At 52.3% G+C, this 24,030-nt stretch carries 19 protein-coding genes; 11 read left to right on the top strand and 8 right to left on the bottom strand.

The window, feature by feature from the left end; genetic code table 11:
- Positions 1–315: 315 nt before the first annotated feature.
- From ACRRUX_RS14205 to ACRRUX_RS14195, 3 genes are all read right to left on the bottom strand, one after another.
- Complete coding sequence (locus ACRRUX_RS14205) at positions 316–2,751, bottom strand: pyruvate formate lyase family protein (protein WP_432531451.1); 2,436 nt, start codon at positions 2,749–2,751, stop codon at positions 316–318.
- A 104-nt stretch (positions 2,752–2,855) separates the two neighbouring features.
- Positions 2,856–3,770 carry a glycyl-radical enzyme activating protein gene (locus ACRRUX_RS14200; RefSeq protein WP_432531449.1) on the bottom strand — a complete coding sequence of 305 codons (915 nt, stop codon included), beginning with the start codon at positions 3,768–3,770 and terminating at the stop codon, positions 2,856–2,858.
- A gap of 113 nt (positions 3,771–3,883) precedes the next feature.
- The gene (locus ACRRUX_RS14195; RefSeq protein WP_432531447.1) at positions 3,884–5,185 is read right to left on the bottom strand and encodes an MFS transporter; all 1,302 of its coding nucleotides are present in this window, start codon (positions 5,183–5,185) and stop codon (positions 3,884–3,886) included.
- A gap of 409 nt (positions 5,186–5,594) precedes the next feature.
- Here ACRRUX_RS14195 and ACRRUX_RS14190 point away from each other — a divergent pair, with 409 nt between their 5' ends.
- Positions 5,595–6,995: a sigma-54 interaction domain-containing protein gene (locus ACRRUX_RS14190; RefSeq protein WP_432531445.1), complete on the top strand. Its 1,401-nt coding sequence runs from the start codon at positions 5,595–5,597 to the stop codon at positions 6,993–6,995.
- A 664-nt stretch (positions 6,996–7,659) separates the two neighbouring features.
- Here the strand turns inward: ACRRUX_RS14190 and ACRRUX_RS14185 are convergent.
- From ACRRUX_RS14185 to ACRRUX_RS14165, 5 genes are all read right to left on the bottom strand, one after another.
- Positions 7,660–8,682: a transposase gene (locus ACRRUX_RS14185; protein WP_432531443.1), complete on the bottom strand. Its 1,023-nt coding sequence runs from the start codon at positions 8,680–8,682 to the stop codon at positions 7,660–7,662.
- 562 nt (positions 8,683–9,244) lie between these two features.
- A complete protein-coding gene (locus ACRRUX_RS14180) occupies positions 9,245–9,667 on the bottom strand; it encodes a trypco2 family protein (protein WP_432531441.1) in 423 nt (140 codons plus the stop codon).
- 650 nt (positions 9,668–10,317) lie between these two features.
- Positions 10,318–10,950 carry a TlpA family protein disulfide reductase gene (locus ACRRUX_RS14175; RefSeq protein ID WP_432531439.1) on the bottom strand — a complete coding sequence of 211 codons (633 nt, stop codon included), beginning with the start codon at positions 10,948–10,950 and terminating at the stop codon, positions 10,318–10,320.
- A 48-nt stretch (positions 10,951–10,998) separates the two neighbouring features.
- Positions 10,999–11,412 carry a cytochrome c-type biogenesis protein gene (locus ACRRUX_RS14170; protein WP_432531437.1) on the bottom strand — a complete coding sequence of 138 codons (414 nt, stop codon included), beginning with the start codon at positions 11,410–11,412 and terminating at the stop codon, positions 10,999–11,001.
- Positions 11,409–13,358, bottom strand: coding sequence for a heme lyase CcmF/NrfE family subunit (locus ACRRUX_RS14165; RefSeq protein WP_432531435.1), 1,950 nt, complete (start codon positions 13,356–13,358; stop codon positions 11,409–11,411). Before ACRRUX_RS14165 ends, ACRRUX_RS14170 begins: the two co-directional genes overlap by 4 nt.
- 547 nt (positions 13,359–13,905) lie before the next feature.
- Here ACRRUX_RS14165 and ACRRUX_RS14160 point away from each other — a divergent pair.
- From ACRRUX_RS14160 to ACRRUX_RS14115, 10 genes are all read left to right on the top strand, one after another.
- Positions 13,906–15,948, top strand: a complete 2,043-nt coding sequence (locus ACRRUX_RS14160) for a multiheme c-type cytochrome (protein ID WP_432531479.1) — start codon at positions 13,906–13,908, stop codon at positions 15,946–15,948.
- A gap of 138 nt (positions 15,949–16,086) precedes the next feature.
- Entirely contained in the window at positions 16,087–16,515 is a 429-nt protein-coding gene (locus ACRRUX_RS14155) for a rhodanese-like domain-containing protein (RefSeq protein ID WP_432531433.1), read from the top strand.
- Positions 16,516–16,602: 87 nt separating this feature from the next.
- Entirely contained in the window at positions 16,603–17,379 is a 777-nt protein-coding gene (locus ACRRUX_RS14150; protein ID WP_432531431.1) for an FKBP-type peptidyl-prolyl cis-trans isomerase, read from the top strand.
- Positions 17,380–17,415: 36 nt separating this feature from the next.
- The gene (locus ACRRUX_RS14145) at positions 17,416–18,120 is read left to right on the top strand and encodes a tetratricopeptide repeat protein (protein WP_432531429.1); all 705 of its coding nucleotides are present in this window, start codon (positions 17,416–17,418) and stop codon (positions 18,118–18,120) included.
- Between the two features lie 123 nt (positions 18,121–18,243).
- Positions 18,244–18,951 (top strand): 4Fe-4S dicluster domain-containing protein, encoded by a 708-nt coding sequence (locus ACRRUX_RS14140; RefSeq protein ID WP_432531427.1) that lies wholly within the window; start codon positions 18,244–18,246, stop codon positions 18,949–18,951.
- A 2-nt stretch (positions 18,952–18,953) separates the two neighbouring features.
- On the top strand, positions 18,954–19,901 hold the full coding sequence (nrfD, locus tag ACRRUX_RS14135; RefSeq protein ID WP_432531425.1) for an NrfD/PsrC family molybdoenzyme membrane anchor subunit: 948 nt from the start codon (positions 18,954–18,956) through the stop codon (positions 19,899–19,901).
- A 180-nt stretch (positions 19,902–20,081) separates the two neighbouring features.
- Complete coding sequence (locus ACRRUX_RS14130) at positions 20,082–20,570, top strand: nitrous oxide reductase accessory protein NosL (RefSeq protein WP_432531423.1); 489 nt, start codon at positions 20,082–20,084, stop codon at positions 20,568–20,570.
- A 111-nt stretch (positions 20,571–20,681) separates the two neighbouring features.
- The gene (gene nosD / locus ACRRUX_RS14125) at positions 20,682–22,016 is read left to right on the top strand and encodes a nitrous oxide reductase family maturation protein NosD (protein WP_432531421.1); all 1,335 of its coding nucleotides are present in this window, start codon (positions 20,682–20,684) and stop codon (positions 22,014–22,016) included.
- Positions 22,017–22,019: 3 nt separating this feature from the next.
- Positions 22,020–22,955: an ABC transporter ATP-binding protein gene (locus ACRRUX_RS14120; protein WP_432531419.1), complete on the top strand. Its 936-nt coding sequence runs from the start codon at positions 22,020–22,022 to the stop codon at positions 22,953–22,955.
- Positions 22,952–23,782: an ABC transporter permease gene (locus ACRRUX_RS14115; RefSeq protein WP_432531417.1), complete on the top strand. Its 831-nt coding sequence runs from the start codon at positions 22,952–22,954 to the stop codon at positions 23,780–23,782. The genes ACRRUX_RS14120 and ACRRUX_RS14115 overlap by 4 nt, the downstream gene beginning before the upstream one ends.
- Positions 23,783–24,030 lie beyond the last annotated feature (248 nt).

Raw genomic sequence — 24,030 nt, 5'->3', positions numbered from 1 at the left:
CTTTGGGCCAGGTTCAGTAACGGGTTCTGTGTGCGATGAATACTCACAGGCAGTAAGAGCACATCAGAAATCGCGACTGATATCGCCGAATAAACCGACGCAGATCCAAGCCGGTCAATTCAATTGCCTCGTTCAGAAATGGCGTTGCTATCAACGATCTTTTCCCATAGCTGTCTTTGCCGAAACAAAAATAGTTTTTTCAATAAGAAAGTGACAACGCCATGGATGCTAACCCGGCGAGAGCCTGTGGCGGCGCCGGGGTTATCGGTTATGAGAAAGAGGGAGCGGATTGCCCCCTCTGTGTGCTCACGATGACTACAGTTCGTGCTCTGTACGAGCGATCAACTCGTCCTGGATGTTGGCTGGCAAGTCAGTCCAGTAAGCGCTGTAGCCGGCAACACGAACCATCAGATCTTTGTACTTCTCAGGTTCTTCTTTTGCTGCACGCAGCTGCTCAGGATTCAGCACGTTAAACTGAATGTGTTTGCCTTTATAGTCACTGAAGTAGGTCTTGATCAGTGCTGCGATGTTGGCAGTACCTTCGTCTCCCTTAATGTTTGAAGGTGAGAAGCGCATGTTGAACAGTACGCCGTACAAGTCGTGCTGGTCGATACTGCCGGCAGACTTCAGCACTGCTGAAGGGCCATTGATATCGGTACCCTGTACTGGCGATACTGCGCCGTCAGAGAAGGAAGTGCCGGCTTTACGGCCACAGGGCAGCGCCCCGGTTTTCGCCCCGGTACCCCCGTGGAAACCAATGGAGTGAGGAGAAACCTCGTAGTGGCCGCCATCAGTTGCGGGCTGTGCGTGCCAGATTTTCTTAACCCAGTCATAAACATCGGTCAGCAGCTGGTCGACCGCCGGGATGTCGTTACCGTACTTGGGCATGGCTTTGCACTTGGCGCGCAGCTCTTCATAGCCTTCCCAGTTGGCCCGCATTGCATTAAGCATCTCCTGCGGCGTACAAATTGGGTGCTCACCAAAGATACCGTGTTTGATCACATACAGCTCGTTGGCAACGTCCTGCACTGCAACCGGTACTATGTACATGCAACTGTCAGCGTGTTCTGCGCCGCCCAGACTGCACACCCGGCCGCGGTCGATACAGTTGTCAGTGAATGCTGACATCGCCATATCCGGGAAGGTATCACCGTGCTGCAGTTTCGCGGCACGGCCGCTCTTGGTGCTGACGTCTGCCCAGTACTTGATCATCGACTTATAGGCATCGACGAACTCTTCGTAACTGGTCATCTTGGTAAAGTCACCGGTTTGTGGTCCCAGCTGTGAGTTGGAAATATGATCCCAGCCGTTGTACATAGTGAGTTCAAGGATCCGGCCGTAACTGGTCACCAGAGGCCAGATAGAGCTGGTCTTGCCAGGTACTGTGTGCAAGGTACAACCACCAAAGGCATAGTTACGCGCTTCTTCAATGGTGTACCCACGGGCTAACAGGTACTGAATGCTGGTCTCATCGTTAAAGAATGCCGGGAAGCCCATGCCCAACTTAACGGTTTCCAGCGCCCGCTTCATAAACTTGGGATTTATCCGGGTGTGCCAGCGTACCGAGATGGTTGGGTGGGTGGTTCTTACCCGCTCGGCCGCTTCCAGGAAGGCGAACGACAGTTCGTTGGTGGCATCACGGCCGGTCTTGGGATCAACCCCGCCAATAACGCAGTTGTGGAAGTGTGATTCACTGCTGAGGTTCGGTGTCATCACATCGGGCCAGAACTGACGTTTGCCCATGATCTTAACGCGGAAACATTCAAACAACTGAACCACGTACTCGTCATCGATCTTACCGCTGGCGATGTCAGCCTTATATCCCGGGTAGAGGATCTGGTCGATACGGCCATAACCCATACCGAAGGTGCGGGTGTCGTAGAACACCATCAAAATCCCGAATACCAGAGATTGCAGCGACTCCTGGAAGGTCTCGGCAGGATACTCAGGAACCCGGTTACACACCCGGGCCATCTCTTCCAGTTCGGCTTTACGAACCGGATCGCTCTCTTTTGCGGCCAACTCAAGTGCGAGGTCACGGTAGCGGTGAGCATAGTCAATGACACCCAGCAGCATCTCTTTCAGGCCACGCCAGAACTCGTAGCTGCGGTAATCTTCATAAGAGAGCAAAACGGATTTTTCCAGCTGCTCATCGATATCGGCGATCAGGGCACGGGCGCCACGTTTAACCAGGCGATCCAGATCAGGACAGTTCCAGGCCTTTTCAGCAAACATTTCAGATACTGTGTTGACGATCCAGGAGCCGGCTTCACCGATCTTGTGTTCAAAAGCGGCTTCTTCTTCGCCAAGGAACTTGATCCACTGTTCCTTGCCGCCGGTTTCCCGGAAGTATTCGCCAATTTCGCGGCCCAGTTCCATCTGCTCTTCGTTTTCCCAGCGGAAGAAGCCTTTGCGGCCTTCTACGCCATAGTTATCGATGTAATCCACAATCCACAATGCAGCAAGATCAGGGAAGAACTCCGGCCCCATGGGCTTAGCACTGAAGTCACCGCAAAGCAATTGATGGTCATCAATACGAATTGGCATCTCCTGCAGGATCTTGCGCAGGGTATGACCGCGACGACGGAAGAAATGATAGCCTTCAGTTTCTTTGTAGCCTTCCATCAAAATCTTGGCACGAGACATAGACATGCATTGGGTATAGCGCAAAGGATTCAGAACATCCCACATTACGCTGCCGCGAGATTTGTCTTCAAACTTGTTGTATACAACTTTATTGATGGTTTCCATATATATTCACCTTTCCTTTTGAATTATGAAACTAATAATGTTCAAGCATGGTGTTCCGTAACGTATCTATTTTGATAGCGCCTCCTGCAAACCTTGAGAGGTGTTCAAATTGAAGCAATCAGCTCATTAAGTTCGCGAATGTATTCATCTGATTGACGCTTATTCCTGCGGGGCGACTCGATGCCAATGCGAACGTATTTTTCTTCGCCTAAATTGTTGTATGGCAGCAGCTCAAAATGTTCGGCAGGATTCAGGCCTAAGTCATCGCGAATAAATAATGCAGTTGCTCTAATATTCTCTTTGCTGTCATTGAAGTCAGGTATAAGCGGGGTTCTGAAATGCATCCGTTTACCCATTTCAACGAGCTTTCGAGCATTCTCTAAAACATGCTTATTGGATATTCTGGTACCTTCGATATGCTTCTGGTCATCCATGCATTTAAGGTCGTAATAGATATAATCCGCATGCTCGGTGATCTTCTGAATCGTTTTCCATGGGAAGGCACCGGATATTTCAACGCAGGTATTAATGACGTTCTTATGTGCTTCCTCCAACAGTGCAGCCGTAAATTCCGGCTGCATAGCACAATCTCCCCCTGATACAGTCAGGCCGCCACCGGAGTTTTCATACAGGTTGTAGTCGCTGGTGACTAAATCCATGACCTCCTTAACCGTCATGGATTTGCCTTCAACCTTGCGGGTTTCATTAAGGCAAACACCAGGTGCAGCGCAGGCACCACAACCAGTACAGCGCGAACGATCGACAACCATTTTCCCATCCACGATGCTGTTGGCATCATGGGGACAGACATCAATGCAACGACCGCATGATGTGCATTTGTCCTGACGGAACATTAAGGTTGGCTTTAAACTCTGGGATTCCGGGTTTTGACACCAAAAGCACCGCAAAGGACAACCTTTTAAAAACACTGTGGTACGAATACCTGGACCGTCATGCAGCGAGTAACGCTGTATATTGAAAACGTGGCCAACCAACTGGTTATTGTTATCAACGTTCATACGACTAACTCCGTTTTTGATTAGGCGTGACGGCCTTAGCCGTATCAAACCTAATTGTTTCTTGCGTGCCTCCGCACTTCAGGAATGACGCTGCAGCCCTGAAGTGCCGGTGGCTATTTCGCTGGCGCTGCGGTGGGGATATCCGCATCCACCGCGCTGCTCTTGGCCGCCATCGGCAGGCTTAAAGCAAACAGCATGGAAACCGCGAAGGAGCCAAGCGCAAAGATGATGGAGTAGGTGTAACTGCCTGTGCTGTCTTTGAGATACCCCCCGATGAGAGGGCCGATGAAGGGACCAATGCCCATCACAATCAGCGTGGCCAAACCCCAGATTTTGCCCAATGTGGCGCGACCATAAATGGCACCGGTATAGCCAACTACGCCACCGGGTACGACAGCCCAGTAAACAGCGAAGATGACGCAGGAGATAATCCCGATGAAAGTGGCGGTTGGGGTTTGCATCAGCAGTAATGCACAGGCGATGACACCGGTAATCGGGCCAAAGATAAGCATTTTCTTGCGGCCCTGGGCTTCGCAACTTGATAGGGCTGTGACCTTATCGGCAACCGCGCCCATGATGGGCATGGAGAAGATGCCAACAATCCCAATAGTGATGTACATATTGGTGGCATCGCCAAGAGACAGGCCAAGGTCGGCAGTCCAATAGCTGATAACCTGAGTCCACACCAGAAACTCGGCAAGCATACTGGTCAGGAACATAAAGATGACACCCCAAATCGGATAGGTAGAGAAGGCTTCTTTAATGCTCCACACTTTCTCTTTTACACCAGGGGCTTGAGGCATCTCGCCAAAGGGTTCGTGGCCATAGTCTTCCGGGCTGCCTTTCGCCAGGAAAGCCGCAACAAGCAGACACGCCAGAGTCAGGAAGGCAAGCACCTGCATAGCGGCGCGCCACGCGTCCCCTTCAGCGCCTACCAGCGCCTGTTTCACGAACAGGCTCATAATGACCTGAGACATAGGCGCGCCCATAAAGGCCAGGCCAAACATCTTGGCGTAGTTCTTACCGACGTACCACTTGCGGATAGAGACAGTGGATGATACCCAAAGCATACCGGTTGCGACGCCGGCGAGGATGCCGTATGAAGCGTAATAGGCATATAGACTGTGGGTTAAGCTGGTAACGTAGAAACCAGCAGCGCCCAATAAGGCACCGATGAAGTAGACTGGTTTGGTGCCCCACTTATCAAGAATCATACCGCAGAGGAATGCGGCTACTGCGTAAAACACCATCATGAATGAGTAGCCCAGCGTAACCTCCGCCTGGGACCAGCCCATATCAGCACTCATAGGTACTTTGAGAATTGAAAACGTGGCGCGGTAGCCGAACAGGCAAAACATTGCTAGCCAGGATGCCGCGACAACTGACCAGCCATAGTACGATTTGCTTCTAGTCATTTTCTCCTCCTTGAAAGAGATATTCTGAGTTTTTTGTTTCGTTCCCAATTACGGGAATACACTTTATGTGCCAATATTTTTCTAGCGAGTAAAACTCAGTAAAAACAGCTGCTTGGAGAGGTTTTTATGACAGAGTGCGAAGTTTGCTATTTATCTTGATACGTAATGAATTGTGACAGGTGGATGAATATAAGCAGGAATAAAAAAGGAGAAATATTTAACAAACTCATTTAAAAAGCGGAGCGAGCTCTCATTTTTTAAGTAGTACTTATCCAATTTATTCATGCAAAGCTATTTAATAGCAAGGGAAAATCAAAATGTCGCCTGAGTGACACCTGTCACGTTAGGATACAGTGGCAGAATACTAATGCATGGCTTTACGGTATTTTTTCATGCGGAGGGACAGTCAATGCTTAAAGATATAGTATTTGGTGATATTAGACACCTAATTGAGTTCCAACGTAAGATTATCAACCTATGTGCAGATGCGCTAATGGTTGTCGACCGGGATGGTAATATTATTTATGTCAATGATAGCTTCAAAGAAGTACATGAGGTAACCGAGAGTGATGTACTCGGCCAGCCAGTAGAAAAAGTAATTAATAATACACGTTTAAATGTTGTAGCTAAAACTGGTATTCCCGAGCTTGATAATCTTCAGGATATTAATGGCCATTCTTACATTGTTTCACGAGTGCCGATATTTGAAGATGGCATATGTGTTGGCGCTGTAGGGGTAATTCGTTTTCGTGACACCCAGGAAATTGCAAAGCTAACCGAGAAAGTAAACGATTTAAAGTGGGAGCTGCAACGTCTGCGACAAAGCAACAAGACCGGCGATGGCACTGAATATACTTTCGATCGCATCGCCGGGATCGCCCCGGCGGTTCAGCAAGCCAAACAAAGTGCAATGCTCGCGGCTCACAGTAACGCTACCGTGTTGTTACGGGGGGAATCCGGCGTTGGTAAAGAGGTTTACTCGCAAAGTATTCACAACTACAGCGAGCGACGGGAAGAGCCATTTGTACAGCTCAACTGCAGTGCGATTACCGAACACCTGATTGAATCAGAACTGTTTGGTTACGAAGATGGCGCCTTTACCGGAGCCCGGAAAGGCGGACATCGCGGCTTATTTGAACAGGCCCACAAAGGCACCATTTTCCTTGATGAGATCGGCGATATGCCGCTGTCTGCCCAGGTAAAGGTGCTGCGGGTCATTCAAGAGGGTAAGGTGAGCCGTTTAGGCAGTGAAAAACTCATCGATGTCGATGTGCGGATCATTGCCGCCACCAATCGCGATCTTGAGCAAATGATCAACGATGGCAGTTTCCGTAAGGATCTGTTCTATCGCCTTAATGTCATTGCAATTGAGTTACCGCCGTTACGTGACGCTATCGAAGAGATCCCGGTAATGGCTAAATCGCTGTGGAGCAAACTGACAAAGAAAAACGGCATTTATCGCAAACACCTTAAAAAGAGCGCTCTCATTGCACTGCAGCAATACTCGTGGCCAGGAAATATCCGGGAGCTGCAAAATTTTCTTGAACGGCTCATGGTGATGGTCATTGAAGAAGATATTACCGAAGAGATTGTGCTGAACGCTTTGAAACCATTGATGACCCATAACCCAAGCGATGCCTTTGAGGTTAATGTCGCAATCAGTCTTAATGAAATGGTCGAACGCACAGAGCAAAGAGCCATCAAACTTGCTCTTGAGTACAATCCCGGCAATCGCTCTGCTGCGGCTCGCCAACTGGGGATTACCCGTCCACTGCTTTATAAAAAGATGGCCAGGTATGGATTAAGCTAACCAAAGAGCCGTTTCCATGACTCATCATGAAAACGGCTGAGCATGGACATGCAATACTCTGTATAAACGGGATTGAACACTTTTCGAATTTGGCCTGAATCGTTTCCGGGGGCACACCAAAACCAGCCAAAGAGCGATATCTGGTATGGTGGGCCAGGCTTACTCAGGCGGCACTTAAACGTGTTCCTTGCCAGACATGAGCGCTGATCCGGGCGAAAGTGGCGATAAATGCCAACAAATCCGTTCCCGTACTGAGGCCTGTTCGTAATCCATTGTGTTGGTGCGTACAGGTGGTTGCGACATAAGCCTTCATTCAGCCGCTTCCGGGAAAAGGAGCCCTGCTGGTCAGTGCGTCCTTATCAACGTGTCAGGTGGCCATCCTGGGGCAGGGGTTATGGTGGCGCGATAGCGCAGTCCTGGTACTGCCTCCATCGACTCCAGATGCACTGCCTGCCTCTTGGTAATCATGTCCCCATTTACCCCGTCTCGTGTTGATATCCATGTCTGGAGAGAATGTTGAAAGTGGCAAGAATAACTTTCAGCCGTCAGCCAGCCTCGGTACAACTCGTTGTATCATCAACAGTTCTGGTAAGGGAGCTGCAGAGCTTCGGGGCGGTTTTTCTGTCCTGCCTTTGGTGGATTGAGTGACATAGCGTTGGCTGGACTATGGACGCGGCTCAGGATGCAATTTCTGACTGTGATATTTGCCCCGGCTCCATTTTCCGCCACATTTAGCTTTCATGGCGCACATGGCATCCCATCGGCCACTGATACCACTGTATTGACGCCGAAATTCTTTGGCTGAGGTAATCCAGGCATCGTCACTGATCCCCAGTTCTGCCAGCAGTTTGGGCTTTGATGATGCAATAAAGCCATGTTTATCTGGTCGAATCGTGCGACCGGTCCAATCAATCAGCTCCAGATAATCAGCAAAATGAAACGGAATACCGGTTTGATGTACGTGAGTTGTGGCTCCATCAAAGGCCAGTAATGGTTTCAGGGGATTGCCAGGTGGCGGGGATTCTGGATTGGGCTCATGCTCAGCTTTGGACAACTCATTGATCCTCTGCTGAATAGAGGTGTAATCAGAGGAGGGTATTGAGTCGGCAATGCCGGCGCGAATAGGGTTCAAATCCACATACATCATGCAGGCGAGCAAAGCCTGCTCATCCAACAGTGCCTGAGATTTAAATCTGCCTTCCCAAAACACCCCTTTGCAACCGTCTTCCCGATTGGCTTTACGGGCGATTTCTTCGTTCAGGCAGCGCATAAACCAACTGATACTGCCCAGGCGTTCCTGCCACTCGCTAATCAAAGTATTCAGCAGTATTTGCTCGCTGTCTGACAGACTTTCGCCTTTGACAAATTTCGCCACCAGAGGATTGCCGCAAAACAGCAGGCTCCAGCGTTCAATCACCTCAATGGCTGACAGCGCCTGTTGTGCGGCAAGGTCAATTTTAAGGACTAAATGGTAATGGTTGCTCATCACCGCATAGGCACAGACATCAATACAAAATACAGAAGACAACTGCCTGATTTTATCTACTATCCAGCCGCGCCTGTGTTCATAACTGCGGCCGGAAAGGGCATCTTCCCCACACAAAAACGCCCTTCTGACACAGCGATTAATCACATGGTAGAAGGGCGTACTTTCAGCATCAATCAACTGGCGACGTGCAGTAGTCATAGTGAGCCTTTGTCTGCAAGTGTTGTCGCTTAAAAGGCTAGTAGAGGATTACTGGAACCGCAAAAAGGTTTGGCTGTCCTCGCTTATTCTCTGGAACCGCAAAAAGGTTTGGCTGTCCTCGCTTATTTCCTCGCTTATTCTGCTTGGGCTTGTTAATGGAGATTGGTGGCAGCCCCTGTGAATAAAATTGTGAGCCCAACTAACGAAAGTAACCATGCCTTGATTAGTTGGCTCTTAGCTGTTTTTACAAACTGGGGTGATTCCGGTGAAGATGTCTCTACCATTAGTAACTTCTTAATGAATGCCATATTTGCTAGTAGTGATATCTCTGATTTTGCGTGAAAACCAAGAACTTGATTGCCACCATAATCAATTGCCATTCTAAGAGTTACAGCTAGGGCGTAATAGAAATAGATTCCAACAAAGAACGTGAATAAGCCAAATAATGTAGTCATTGTTTGATTACGTAACGCCCAATTAAGGTGTGAGGCACGCAATACCGATGCCGACGCATAGTAAAAATGCCACACGTGCCGAATCACTCTTAAATTGTTTGTTATATTTATCTCTGAAACCTTGGTTTTATTAGCTTTTGTGATTTTACTGCGCCACCATTACAGGTTACGACATTTCTTTTTTGTTTATCTTTTACGGTGTCATTACGCTTTTCACGTTGCTGAAGTAATGCTTTAGGTTTCTGAGGGTTGGTAACTCGTAAATTTGATTTATTAGCGGCCTCATTTACTTCCTGGTTCTTATAGGGAGTCAACTTCAATTTTACTTTATGCATTTGTGAGGCATTGGTCTCTGCCCCTAGCTCAAATACAACAAATTTACCTCCAGCCTTACCTTTAGCATTAAGCCCGAAGCTTACCTCTAATTCCACCTCATCCATGGTAAAGAAGGGAGAGTCACTTTCAGAAGCTTCCATTAGCTCCTTTTTAACATCATCAATAAACTCTTTAAGACTTATGTTTCCCTTCACGTGGTTCTCCTAATCTGAATAAAATATAACATTTGTATAGTGTGTATGCTCGTTTGTCACCTCAGACCAGTGAAAGCCGAACCACTGTTTTGATCTATTATTCAACAGGTTAGTAACAGAAGTCCAGATCAAACTTTGCGCAAAAGTGTGCCGTGCTTGATGACACTCGGTGCCATGCATAGTGAAACTAACTTTGGGGCATAAATGCGCTGGCGGAATACACCCATTCCCCATCGGTGCCGCCGAAGAATGTTGATGAAAATTGCGTGGCTTCGACATGGATGTCGAAGCAGGCTCGTCGAATCATGGACGAGCGTCTGAGCCGATAGTGATTTTCATCATAAATTCGAGGGGTAGTCGGCACCGTCTGGGGCGGCAGGGGGATTGCAAAGGGGGCGAAGCCGCCTAGTCCCCTTTGCCCGGGTGTGGGTTGGAAACCCACGACTTGCTATCGCCGGAACGGCGATTATCCTCTTGCCGAAGGCAACTTTGGGTTGGAAGCCCACGATCTTCTGGCAAGCGAAGCTTGCCTATCAATAGCCGAAGGCTAGAGGGACTTAAAAAGCTGGGAGCTTAACTCCCAACCCACAGACCCCTCAGAACCAAATCAAAGAGATCCAAAGGCGGCATCAACTGGCCGCCCTCCACCATCAATTGGCCACAATATTCTCTGCGGTCTTCCCCGCATACTTGGCAATCAGCTTATCCAAATACGGCTGTACGCCTTTGTCATCCCAGTGCAGGAAGCCGCGCATAAAGCCCACCAGGTTACCGGCACCGTCGAACACATAGGTGGCGGGTACCACGTTGGCTGGCATGATTTGCTCAATCTTGCCGGTGGGATCAGTCAGGGATTCAAAGTTTTTGAAGTCGTGTTCTTGCAGGAAGGCAGTGATGTTTTGCGGATCCTGATCGATTGACAGAGACACGATTTCTACCTGATTACCGGCATTGTTGGCCTTGAGTTGCTGCAGCGCCGGGATCTCTTTCAGGCAAGGGGGACACCAGGTGGCCCACAGGTTAAGCATCAGCAGTTTGCCGTGATAATCACTCAGCTTAACTTCCTTACCCTGCAGATCGGTAAAGCTCATATCCTTGACGGTACGGGCATACTGCATTTCGACGAAGCCGGTCATTTGCATAGTTTTGGGGATCGGCTCGCCGGTGTGATACGCCTTGCTTTGCAGAGTGTTGGCGTTAACCGCGAGGCTGGCGGCAAACAGTGTCAGACCCAGGCCCATCTTCATGCCCAGGTGCTTGCCCGGAAATAGTCTGTTGATCATGTGAAGCAGCGTTCCTTGGTTTAATGTGATTGGATAAAAAGCGCAGTCTCAGGCTGCGCGACGAGCACGGCGGATAAACAGCACACAGCCGCCAATCCCGCCAATGAGCAGCAATACCGGCCCAAACCACAGCAGCGCAGTGCCACCGCTCAGGCCCGGGCTGTAGCGAATTTTTTCGCCGTATCGCTGCACCAGGTAATCGATGATTTCGTTTTTGCTTTTGCCTTCGTCCAGCAGCCGGAAGATATGGCCTTTGAGCTCATTGGCGATTTGGGCATTGGAGTCAAACAGGCTTTGGTTGACTGACATGGGGCAGCGCAGCTCGCGGGCGATTTCAAACCCGAGATCTTTCTTTTGCTCCGGGGTATAGACAATGCCTGCCTGACTTGATGCGATAAACAGGCCGGATACCAGTAGGGCGGCCAGCAGGGAGATAGCCAGTTTTTTCCATTGGGTAATCATGCGGATTCTCCGGCGAATTGTGGCTGTGTGGTTGCACTGTTGTGGGCGTCAGCGGTGCGGCGCCGTGGCAGGGCGCACAGCAGGCCGCCCAGCATCATCAGACCACCACCCAGCCAAATCCAGCAGGCCAGCGGTTTGATGCTGATACGGATCAGGTATTCAGTGTCAGACAGTTGCACCCCTTTGGAGACGTACAGATCACGCAGGAAGCCACGGTCGATACCCGCCTGCGACATTTCCATGCCATTGGTTTTGAAGGTCTGGCGCTGGGGGAAGATGTAACCCAGCGGCGTTTCGTCACTGCTCAGTACGGCAATGCGTGCCTGCAGGGCGGTAAAGGCGGTGGCCTCCACATGCTCGGTGGCTTCATAAACGAAGATATAGTCGCCCAGCGGCTTACCCTGACCCGGGCCCATGCGCAGCATGGCCTGCTCTTCATAGTTGGAAATAGCGGTGGCACCGATAATGGACACCACAGCGCCGAAATGCGCCAGATACATGCCCGCCATGCGCAGGTTGACATGTCCTTTGCCGTGAATGGCGGTCAGGATGAGACAGCCCAGCAGCCAGATGGCCGACGCGCTGCCCAGCCACAGGTAAAAGTTCATCGGCTCTTTATGCAGAACGCAAAGCGTGGTTGCACCAATCAGAGTGACAGCCGCCAGTATCAGCAACGGCCTGAGTTTAAGGCTGTTATCTTTTTGCCACTGCAGCATGGGAGTGATCCCCATCAGCAGCACAGTGACAAAGGTCAGTGGTACAAAGATGGCGTTGAAGTAAGGTGCGCCCACTGAAATGGTGCCCAGTCCCGCCAGTTCAAACAGCAGGGGGTAGAAGGTGCCGAGCAATACCGACAGCGCAATGGCCACCAGAATCGCCGCGCCCATCAGCATAAAGCTGTCTTTGGACAGCAAGTCGAAATCCAGCGAGCGCCTGAAGCGCTCACCGCGCAGCGCAAACAGCAGCAGGGCGCCGGCGACAAACACCAGCAGCAGCGTCAGAATTGACATGCCCCGGGTTGGATCGGCAGCAAAGGCGTGCACCGACTGCACAATGCCGGAGCGTACCAAAAAGGTGCCGAGCAGACTCAGGGAAAACGCCAGCAGACACAGCAGCAGGGTGGTGAGTTTCAGGCCATCGCGCTTTTCGGTGACGATCACTGAGTGCAGCAGCGCCGTGGCAACCAGCCAGGGGATAAAAGACGAGTTTTCTACCGGGTCCCAGAACCACCATCCGCCCCAGCCCAGTTCGTTATAGGCCCACCATGAGCCAAAGGCGTTACCGCCGGTCAGGAATACCCAGGCGATCAGCACCCAGGGGCGCAGCCAGCCGGCCTGATGTTTTTCCAGTTTGCCACCCAGCAATGCGGCCATGGCGGCGGCAAAGGTGATGGTCAGGCCAACATACCCCAGGAACAGCAAAGGTGGATGCAGAATAAGCCCTATGTCCTGCAGTATGGGATTTAAGTCCCGGCCTTCAATCGGAATATTGGGCAGATTGCGGGCAAAGGGGTTGCTGGTAAACAGCAAAAACAGGTTAAAGCCGGTGATGATCATCCCCAGCACGGCTTGCTGACGGGCGATAAAGTGCTGATCGGCACTGAAGTGTCTGATGGCAATCAGCCCACCCCACAGCGCAATCAAAGTGACCCACAACAACATGGAGCCTTCATGGCTGCCCCACACGGCGGCGACTTTGTAGTACCAGGCAAGCTGGGTGTTGGAATGATTGGCCACATAGCTGATGGAGAAATCATCACTGATAAAGCCCCAGGTCAGACAGGCTACCGCGCCTATCAGAGCCATTGCCGCCGCGCCACTGAGCAGCGGGGTATAGCTGCGCAGATAATCGTCGCCACGCCATACGCCATATAAAGGCACCGTGGCCATCAACATGGCCAGCGTCGTGCTGATAATAAGCAGCAGGTGTCCGATTTCAGCGATCATCTTGGTCCTTTGCGAAACAGGTTTAGCCGGACTGGGTCCGAAGAACAGGCATTCCACCGGGACAGACAGATTGACCCGCAGGCCAACCCCGCGATTGTCCGGTCTGTATTTAGGGAATTACCTGAGACTGAATTTCTGTGTGATATAAATCGCGCTGATTTATTGCCAATGAGCAATTCGAAATAGCACATCACGCGCAAAGCGTATCTGAAGCCAATGGGCGTTAATGTGATCTTGCCTAATTAATCTAAACCTCAAGTTTCCGCCTGCTGACTTTTTATATTTTTGAAATCCATTCATTTCGCTTTTAGATCTAAAAAGCTAAAAATCAGAACTGAAATAAAATCTTTGTTATCTTTTTAAGTAGTTGTTTTTTATGGTGGTTTTAGGGTTTTATAAGTCGTTATATGTGAGCCCAATATTAATGTGCGCCAGCTCAGGTTTTTCGTTCCACTGCTGTGAAGAATAGGCCTTGCTCAAGTGTTTATGTCGTTCGGTGAACTGTCGGGTTCAGTGACAAAAATAATAGAAATATTAGGAGTGAATGATGAAACAATGGAAACACAAGACAGCGCTCAGCGTGTTGTTTTGTTTTGGCGCAGCCGCCAGTACTTCCGTTCTTGCTGCCAAGCCTGGCGAGCCAGGATACGGCACCAAGGAAATGGGTGTGTCTGCTCAGAAGACTATCGCTAACCCGGATCTGACTGAAGAATCCAAAGGCGTAAAGACCCTGCAGGACTACATCGTGCAGGAGAAAGAGCTGTTTGATTTCCTGTTCCAGAACCACCCAGTCTTCAAATATGAAGAGCAGGGTCGCCTGCTGGGTACCTACAAGATTTCTGACCGTGGTGAAGAATACCTGGATCAGGGTAACAGTCAGAAGTACTCCAAGTACAAAGGCCGCCCAATGGCGATTCAATATCGTCTGGGTGAGAAGTCTATTCTGGACTATCCCAACAAGTTCGTCGGCCCTGAGAAGTGCGGTGAGTGTCACGCTGCTCAGTATGAAAAGTGGAGCCGCAGCCGTCACTCCAAGACCATTCGTTTCCCTGGTGAACACCCAGAAGTGAACAATGATCTGGAACAGACCATGTACCAGACCAAGGACACCTCTATTCTGCCAGACGGTGTAACACCAGATGCGATTTACGCCACTGTAGGTACCCCACGTACCAAGTACGGCTTCATTGATGCCTGGCTGGTACGTGGTACTTACCACATCCGTGACGGTCTGCTGAAAGACGGCACTGGTACTCTGGTGGCTGGTGGTAACCAGTTCTCCCGTGGCTGGGCTGAATGGCTGACTCCTGAGAAAGCTCAGGAAATCAAGAAGATCATCCCTAACTTCCCAACCAAGCTGGAAGAATTCGGTCCTACCAGTTCGCACCAGTGGGGTATGACCTCTTACGGTGCCAAGTACGAGAAAGAATTCCTGTTCCAGCCTGCATCTTCTTACTGCGAGGTGTGCCACACCTTCAAGTTTGACTTCAAGAGCAAGGATGAGTACTTCGCCGCTCTGGGTAACCCAGAAGAGCTGCGCAAGCACACTATCTCCCGCGGTATCGCCTGTGAAGAATGTCACGGCGCCGGTGGTCACCTGGATGGTGGTATCGGTGGCGGCATGCCTTCCAACTGTGAGCGTTGTCACCAGCGTTTCAACTTCGTTGACGAACTGGTTGGCGCCGAAGGCAGCGATGGCAAGATGGAATACGCGTTCGGCGTGAAGATGAAGTCTGCCTGTCCATCATGCGGTACTGAAGGTTCTCAGCTGTTTGGCTCCATGCACTATGAGAAAGGCATGCGCTGCGCAACCTGTCACGATCCACACGAAGTGACCGGTAACGACTGGAAATCTGAATACACCAAGCCTGCTATCAAGCAGACCTGTCAGGATTGTCACGAAGCTCAAACCTCTATCGCGGCCAACAGCAAGACCCACGCGAACCAGGATTGTACTTCTTGCCACATGCCAAACACCGGTTCCTGTGAAAACTTCGCCGGTATTCAGTTCCCTGACATGGCTGGTTTCGACGCAGTACGTAAGTCTCACGCCTGGAAGATTGATGTTCACCCAGAGCGCAAGATGCTGAACCCACCAGAAGGCAAGTCCCGTGACGCTTCTGTCAAGGGCTGGACTATGGCCAAGGATGAAAACGGTCACTACTACCTCGACCTGATGTGGTCTTGTGCCCGCACCGCCATCTCTGACTATGCAGTAGTGGACAACAAAGGCTGTCACAGCCCATTCCAGTCTGAACTGGAAAAAGGCCTGCACTATGAAGACCAGATGGAAATCTACGGTGAAGTGCAGAAGTGGCAGAAGCCAATCAAGGACACTTACGCCCAGGTGGTTGCCGCTATCGAGCGTATCGACCAGCTGATGGAAGTGACCAAGCTGACCAACGAGCAGAAGACCCAGATCTACATGCTGACCGAGAAGGCCCAGGCAACTGTGGACCTGCTGGAAGCTGACGGCTCCTGGGGTGTTCACGGTCCACGTTACACCAAGAAGCGTATCGATGCGGCTATGGCTTACGTGAACCAGGCTCAGGCCATCATCGACGGCTCACTGACTGCCAAGAAGATGTAAGTCTCAGTCAGGCGCAGAGTCTGAATACCGGGGCGGCTCTCCGGCTTAATCCAGACTCTGCACCCTGACCCAGCTCCGGCAGCGCTGCTGCTCTGCCGGGGCTGTTATCCAAACCATTCCATCCTGACGGAAAAGACAATGACCAAGTTAATCAAACAGATCCTCGTTTCCATCACGCTACTGCTGACAGCCAATACCTGTCTGGCCGGTTCCGGTGGCGAACTGACCCCCGCGGTGCAGCATGATCTGAATCCAAGGTACATCAGTCTGCTCGAAGGAGAAGTGCTGCATAAGCAAGGTGATGTTTATTTTTTTGACGTAAACACGCTCGAGATTTGGGCCGAAGGTTTCATCCCGGGTGCGGTTTTTTTCAATGTGAAAAATTGGAGAGAGTTACTTCCAAAGAATAAAGATGCCCAGATGGTGTTTTACTGCGCCAATCGCCTGTGTACCGCCAGTGTGGTCGCCGCCCGCGAGGTGATGAAGCTGGGCTACACCAATGTGATGCAGATGCCCGACGGCATCTATGGCTGGCGCATGTCCGGACGGGCGCACGAAGTGCCTTAAGCCGGAAAACCGATTACGGTCGGCTCTGCATCCTGCCCCCAGCGGAGCCGGCCATCCTTTTAGCGTACTGATGTTGAGAGTGTGTCGATGAAATTGTTCAAGAAAACCCTGATTGCTTCCCTGGCCGCCATGAGCCTGTGCGCCACTGCCATGGCTGCTGCGCCAGCGAACGAACTGGACCGTGAGTCCTACGCCCTGGGCGCGTCAGTGGGCAACTATATGTCCAACCAGGTGTACACCCAGACCGAGCTGGGTGCTCAGGTCAACATGGATATGCTGGTGTCCGGTTTTGTGGATGCGCTGAAAGACAAATCTGCCCTGAGTGAAGAGGAAGTGGTGGATTTGCTGAACAAGCGTCTGGAGTTCCTCAATGCCAAGCGTGAAGCCCAGTTGGCGCAAATCAAAGCTGACAACAAAGCTGAAGGCGAAGCCTACCTGATTGAAAACAAACTGAAAGATGGCGTTAAGGTGACAGACACCGGGCTGCAGTATGAAGTGCTGACCATGGGCTCAGGTGAAAAGCCCAAGCCGGAAGATGTGGTGACCTTCAACTTCGTCGGCAAGCTGCTGGACGGTACTGAGTTTGAATCCACCTACAGCATGAACAAGCCTGCCCGGATGGCGATGATGACTCTGATCGACGGCTGGCAGGAAGGCCTGCAGCTGATGCCGGAAGGCTCTACTTTCCGCTTTACCCTGCCACCGGCACTGGCCTACGGCAGTGAAGGTGCCGGCGCCATTCCGCCTGAGTCCACGCTGATTTTTGATATCGAGCTGGTCAAAGTGGAAGCGCAGAAAGACAAGCCTGCCGCTATGGGCATGGGCATGGGAATGGGCATGGGTGGAATGAAGTCAGCGCACTGAGGCTGATGACATCGACCGTATTTCAGGGGAAACAGCATGAACAGTTTGGCAGTGGCGTTGGCCGGTGTGTTGGTGATGTTCAGTGGCATGTTACTGGGACATCACCTGCGTTACCTGGCCCGTGCCAATGCCCTCGCTCCGACAGGCGAGAAGGGCATGCCGGCCTTGAGCAAGGCCTCCCCCGGATTCCCCGGCGCTATGGCACTGTTTGTGGTGCTGATGAGCCTGGGGATCTACCAGTCCACAGGTCGCTTTGGCGACTGGGACCAAGGGCGTCTGGACGACAGCATTGATTACCTGGTGGCCGCCGAAATCACCAAGGGACGTCAGGCAGTTGAACAGGCTCCCGCCAGCGAGATTGCATTACTGAATCTGGCGCACTCCTACATGGAGGGTGGTATGTACCGGGATGCCGTGGCGACCCTGGATCAGTTGTTGACCCTGACTGGGGAAGACCCTGAACTGATGGGGCTGAAAGCCACCGCCATGTACTACCGGGATGACAGGCAGCTTGCACCCGACACAGGCATTGTCGTCGCCCGGACACTGGCGCTCTTTCCCCAGGAGATGCACACCCGCATGTTGCTGGCCAACGACGCGTATTTCAAAGGGGATTATGCCAAAGCCATTGAGCATTGGCAGATCCTGCTGGGCAATACCCGTCAGGCCATCAACGAGCGCGCCATCAATAATGCGATTTTCAAAGCGCAGAGTAAGGCCGGGGCGGTATCCAGCCGATAGTGGATATCCCCCTTCAATGACATTGAGCACGCCAGCCGGGGATCATGCTCAGAGCCCCGGGGCACCGGACATAAGCACAGCGAACAATTAAAGGTCGGTGCAAACCGACAGATGGAGGATGTTGTGAGTGAAATTCTAGAGAGACGGAGGTTTCTGAAAGGTGTCGGAGCCTGCTCTTTACTGATGGCGCCCCTGGGCTGTACATCGGTTAAGGAGGAGGACGATGGCATCAACAGACCTCACTACGTCATGGTCTTTGACCAGAACAAATGCGTAGGCTGTGGCGACTGTAAAGGCGCCTGCAACAAGGCCAACGACCTGCCTGAAGGCGTGTCCAAGGTGCTGTTGGAACAGCAGTCCGGCCGGGTGGAAGGTCAGCCCTGCCCACATTGCGGCAAAATGCAGTGTGACTGTGAGCGTAAGTTTGTACGGGTATCCTGCCAGCAGTGCAAAAATGCACCCTGTGTGGCTGTGTGTCCTACCGGTGCGGCCCATAAGGACCCGGTTACCGGCGTGGTGACCATGGATGACTCCAAGTGCGCCGGCTGTAAGTACTGTATTACCGCCTGTCCGTACAATGCCCGTTTCATCAATGCCAACACTGATGTTGCCGATAACTGTGACTTCTGCCTGGAAAACAAATTGTCCAAGGGCGAATTGCCAGCCTGCGTGCAGGCCTGCCGTTACGATGCACTGATCTTCGGTGATGCCAACGATCCCAACTCCTATGTCAGCCGTTTGCTGGCGGTGAAGGACTCTGTGCGCATCAAGGCGCATTTGGGCACTGAACCCAGCCTGCGCTACATCCCGATTGTGAAACTGGGGGTATAACCATGGACGGAACTATTGAATTCACCATGGGATTGTCCGAAGGGGTCGCCTGGCCCTGGCCAATTGCCGTGTACCTGTTCTTCGCCGGTATTTCCGGTGGTGCCATGACCATTGCCCTGGCATTGCGGTTCTTCAAAGGCCAGACCGGCAACACGCCGTTTTTGAAGGCGGCCTCTGTGGTGGCGCTGGGCACCATCCTGCTGGGTATGGTGTGTCTGGTGTTTGACTTGACCAACCCGCTGTTCTTCTGGCGAATTCTGGTGTTCTACAACCTGAATTCCGTCATGAGTATCGGTGTGGTGGCATTGCTGTTCTACATTCCGCTGGTGGCCATTCTGGCTCTGCTGGCACTGGAAGAAGAGATCCGCAATATCAAGGCGCTCAGCTTCCTGCTGCCGATCGTCAATGCCTTTAAAGGTATCCGTCGTCCAGCCGAAATGCTGACACTGGCCCTGGCACTGGCGGTGTGTGCTTACACCGGCTTCCTGATCTCTGCGCTGATCCGCTTCCCGCTGATCAACACCTCAGTCCTGCCTGCGCTGTTCGTGGCGTCTGGTCTGTCTGCCGGTGCTGCATCTGCCAAGATGATCGCCGTGGGCATGTTCGGTGAAGACCTGCACTCGGGCGAAATGAAGCTGCTGCACGGTGCCGAGTGGCCAATCATGTTCTTCGAAGCACTGTTCATTTTCATGATCGCTGTGTCTTTGATGACAGGTAACGCCGGTGCGCAGATGGCATTTGCCGCCTTCACTGAAGGCACCTGGTCCAGCGTGTTCTGGATTGGTGTGGTGGGTATCGGCTTTGCCGGTCCGCTGCTGCTGAACTTTGCCACCGGCAAAACCTTCAGCCATTCGTCTCAGGCCTTCTATCTGTCCGGTGTCTGTGCCGTGACCGGTATGATGTGTCTGCGTCTGTTCATCCTGTACGCAGGTCAGATGTACGCCATCTGATCATCGCGGGTGCGAATAAGTGCTGATGCCCTTGTTTGCACCAAACGGAGGCTCACAGGCCCTCACCTGTGAGCGCCACCATTGCTTGCCAGTCCGGCCTCTGCGCGCCCTAACCGCCGGGGTGCCGGACACCCTTATGAGCCAACAGTTTTTTGCCTGTCGAACCAAGTTGAGTCTGCCATGAAAAAGTTACTTGCCCTTGTATTAATGCCTTTGCTGTTTGCCTGCAGTGACGGCACCGCTCAGGCCAAAGAGGCTGAGCCGGTTGCCCTGACTGAACATGACCGCTGCCATATCTGTGGCATGGTGATCGTCAATTATCCCGGCCCCAAAGGGCAACTGACCCTGAAAGACTCGGATACGATCCCCAAATTCTGCTCCAGCCGGGATATGTTCAACTTTGCACTGCAGAAAGAAAACCAGCGTCAAATCAGTGACCTGTTTGTGCATGATGCGGGTACAACAGATTGGCAAAATCCGAGCGACAGCGCATTTATCGATGCCAAAACCGCGTACTATGTGTACGGAACGACCAGGAAAGCCGTTATGGGACCCGCGGTGGCGCCGTTCAGTACACTTGAAGCGGCAGAGCAGTTTGCCAGGGAGTACGGCGGCCGGGTGCTCAGATTTGAAGATATCACGCTGGAGTTGCTGGCCGGGGACAAGTAACACCCTGCCATTGCTGCATATCCCGCGATATCACGGCCTTAACAAGTTTACTTTGCGCTGACCGGGCAACCGGATCGGCGCATTTTCATTAAGGAGAATGATGTTGTGTGGGTGAGTAAGGCGCGAGCGCTGCACTGTTCACTGCTGCTGGCTCTGTTGAGTCTGCTTAACTGTGTGCAGGCGGCACAGTTGCAGGTGTCCCCGGCGGATGATCTGCAGGCGGTGCTGGATAACGCCAGTGATGGCGACACGGTACTGCTGGCTCCCGGCGAGTATGCCGGTAACTTTCACATAAACAGCGCAATTCACCTTCGCGGCACCACCGACCCAAGAGATGAAAGTGCCCTGCCAGCCATTATCAACGCCGGTGGCAAGGGGTCGGCCATCAGTGTGGCGGTACCCGGCGTAACCCTCTCCAATCTTAAACTCTTCAATTATGGCGCCGACAGTTATTACCTGGATTCCGGGGTGTTGCTGCTGGACGGTGCCCATGATGCTGTCATCAGGGACAATGTCTTCTACGGGCCTGGCTTTGGTGTTCGCGGTGATAACCTCAACAATCCCAGGGTGACAGGCAACCGGATCACAGGTGACAAACGTCTGCACAAGCTAGACCGGGGCGACGGCATCTATTTCAAGCGGGTGGACGATCCCCATATTGAGGGCAATGTTATCCGGGAGGTACGTGATGGCGTGTATCTGGAAACCGTCAATCGCTCGGTGGCGTTTGACAACCAGTTCAGTCACCAGCAGTACGGCCTGCATTACATGTACACCCGTGACGACGAGGCCTGGCACAACCACGCCGAGCAGATGGACGGCGCCTGGGCGCTGATGAGCTCTGAGCGGATTTATCTGCACCACAACAGCAGTGAAAATACACTGGATTTCGGTATCCTGCTCAATCTGACCCACCACTCCCGCATTGAGGCCAATCAGGTGCGCCACAGCCGCAACCCCAAGGGGGATGTGGCCATCATGACGGAAGGCAAAGGCATCTTTATTTATGGCGCCAAAGGCAATCAGGTGCAGGGCAATCTGTTTGAAGACAATGACACAGGCGTCAATCTGGCCATGGGCGGTGAAGGTAACCGGCTGTGGGACAACACGCTTACCAACAATACCGCTCAGGTTAAGTATGTGGGCGACAAGCAGGTCGAATGGAGCCATGAAGGCCGGGGTAATTTCTGGGATGACTATCAGGGCTGGGATTTCAACCGTGATGGGGTGGGGGATATTGCCCACCGTCCCAACGACAGTCTGGATAAGCTGTTCTGGATCTACCCTGAAGCCAAACTGCTGATGGACAGCCCAGTGGTGGCGCTGCTGCGCTGGGTTGAACGCCAGTTTGCTCCCACTTCGCCCAGCGGCATCAATGATTCCTTTCCTCTTATGGCCCCGGCGACTGCGCCCGGGGAGCCAACTGTTATTGTCAACCGGAGTTAACTTGTGGATACGCCAGTGATCCAGGCCCAGGGTCTGGGTAAAACCTATTATCACCGCGGCACTGATGCCCATGCGGCGCTCAGGGATGTGAGCTTTGATTTGAGCGAAGGACGCCTGATGGCGCTGCTTGGTCACAACGGTGCCGGTAAATCCACCTTGATCAAATTGGTGCTGGGACTGATTGAACCGTCCGCCGGACAGATCCGGGTGATGGGACATGATCCGGTGCAGTCCCGTGGCAAGCGGGTGCTGCCGATTGGCTATCTACCTGAGAATGTGAGCTTTTATGACAATATGACCGGGCTTGAGCTGCTGGCGTATTTCGCGGCGCTCAAAGGCGTGGATCGTCAATGCGTGGTCGCGCTGCTGGCGGAGTTCGGGTTGGACTATGCCATGGACAGAAAGGTGCGGACCTACTCCAAAGGTATGCGCCAGCGTTTGGGGCTGGCACAGGCAACCCTGGCCAATCCCAAAGTGCTGCTGCTGGATGAACCGACCGTGGGGCTGGATCCGCTGGCTTCGGCGTTTTTGTATCGCAAGCTGGTTCAGCTCAAGCAGGCTGGCTGCGCTGTGATTGTCTGTACCCATGAGCTGGGTCTGGTGGAAGCTGAGCTGGACAGCGCGCTTATTTTAGGGAAAGGCCAGGTGCTGGCTCAGGGCGATATGAGCAGCCTGCGTCAAAGCTGCGATCTGCAGTTTGCGGTGACCTTTGATGATCTGCAGCGCCGTATCGCCGGGGATGAGGTGCTGATGCCGCTGCTCAAGGGCGACCGTCTGCTGGCGGATTTAAGCGAGCGTGAGCGGCTGCTGGACTATCTGGTGCGGCAAAAGCAGATTTGCGATCTGGCGGTGTCGCTGCCATCCCTGTCGGATATTTTCCATCATCATGTCGCGCCTTTGGTGCAGGCCAATCAAGCCCTGGGAGGAGTTGAGCTGTGAGTCCGGTATTGATTATTGCGACCAAAGAGATCCGCGACAGCCTGCGTAATCGCTGGCTGATGATGATCAGTCTTATTCTGCTGGTGCTGTCGCTGGCGGTGAGTTTCGGTGGCGGCGCGATCGCCGGCTCGCTGGAGGTCTCGTCGCTGGCCGGCATACTGTCCGGTCTGGTGACCCTGTCGGTATTTCTACTGCCGCTGGCGGCGATATTGCTGAGCTTCGATGCCTTCGTTGGTGAGGAAGAGGCGGGCACGCTGCTGTTGATGCTGACCTACCCGGTCACCCGGCCGGAGATGTTGCTGGGCAAATTTATCGGCCATTCCTGCTTGCTTGCCATTGCCTGTGTACTGGGATTTGCGCCTACGGCGCTCCTGCTGTTGCTGCTGACGGATCTGCCGGTTTCAGAGGTCGCTGCGGCTTTCGGTCACTTCATTGCCAGTGGGGTGTTGCTGGCCATGGTGTTCATTCTGCTGGGTTACATGGTCAGTCTTGGTGTCAGGGAGAAGGCCAGGGCCCTGGGCTTGCTGCTGTTCATCTGGTTTTTGCTGGTGCTTATGTATGATCTTGCGCTGCTGGCAACGGTCGTGGCCCTAGCGGATGTGCTCAGTCGGCAAACTCTGAATCTGATGATCCTGGCCAATCCGGCGGACATCTTCCGGGCGCTGAATTTGCTGACGGTGGATTTGGGGCCGCAGGCCGGACAAAGCGCATTGACGGCGCTGAGTCAAACCGGCCTGGGACTGGGCAGTCTGTACTTGTTGTTGGCTGGCTGGGTTGTTGCGCTTTTGTTGCTGTGTCGATTTCAGTTTAACCGTAAAACACTCTGAATCTGACAAATTGCCATCCCCTTCTTAAGCGGGGCAAACCCAGAGAATGCGTGACTTTGCAGCAGATTAACCCAATTGTTGATATGTAAAAATGGCGCCAGCGCAGTAAAAAAATTCCTGCACTCGCGCTATTTTTTATCAATTTTGTGACATTTGTCTGCGGTGCTATTTCTGGCTGGCATTAGTTATCTTTCTGTTTCACCTGAGGTTTTTTTGAGTTTTTGATAATTCAACTACCTCTTTTTAGG

The sequence above is a fragment of the Shewanella sp. GXUN23E genome, assembly GCF_050865035.1.
GTDB lineage: Bacteria > Pseudomonadota > Gammaproteobacteria > Enterobacterales > Shewanellaceae > Shewanella.
Note: the sequence above shows the minus strand (reverse complement) of the source record. Positions and strands in the feature narration are given on the sequence as shown.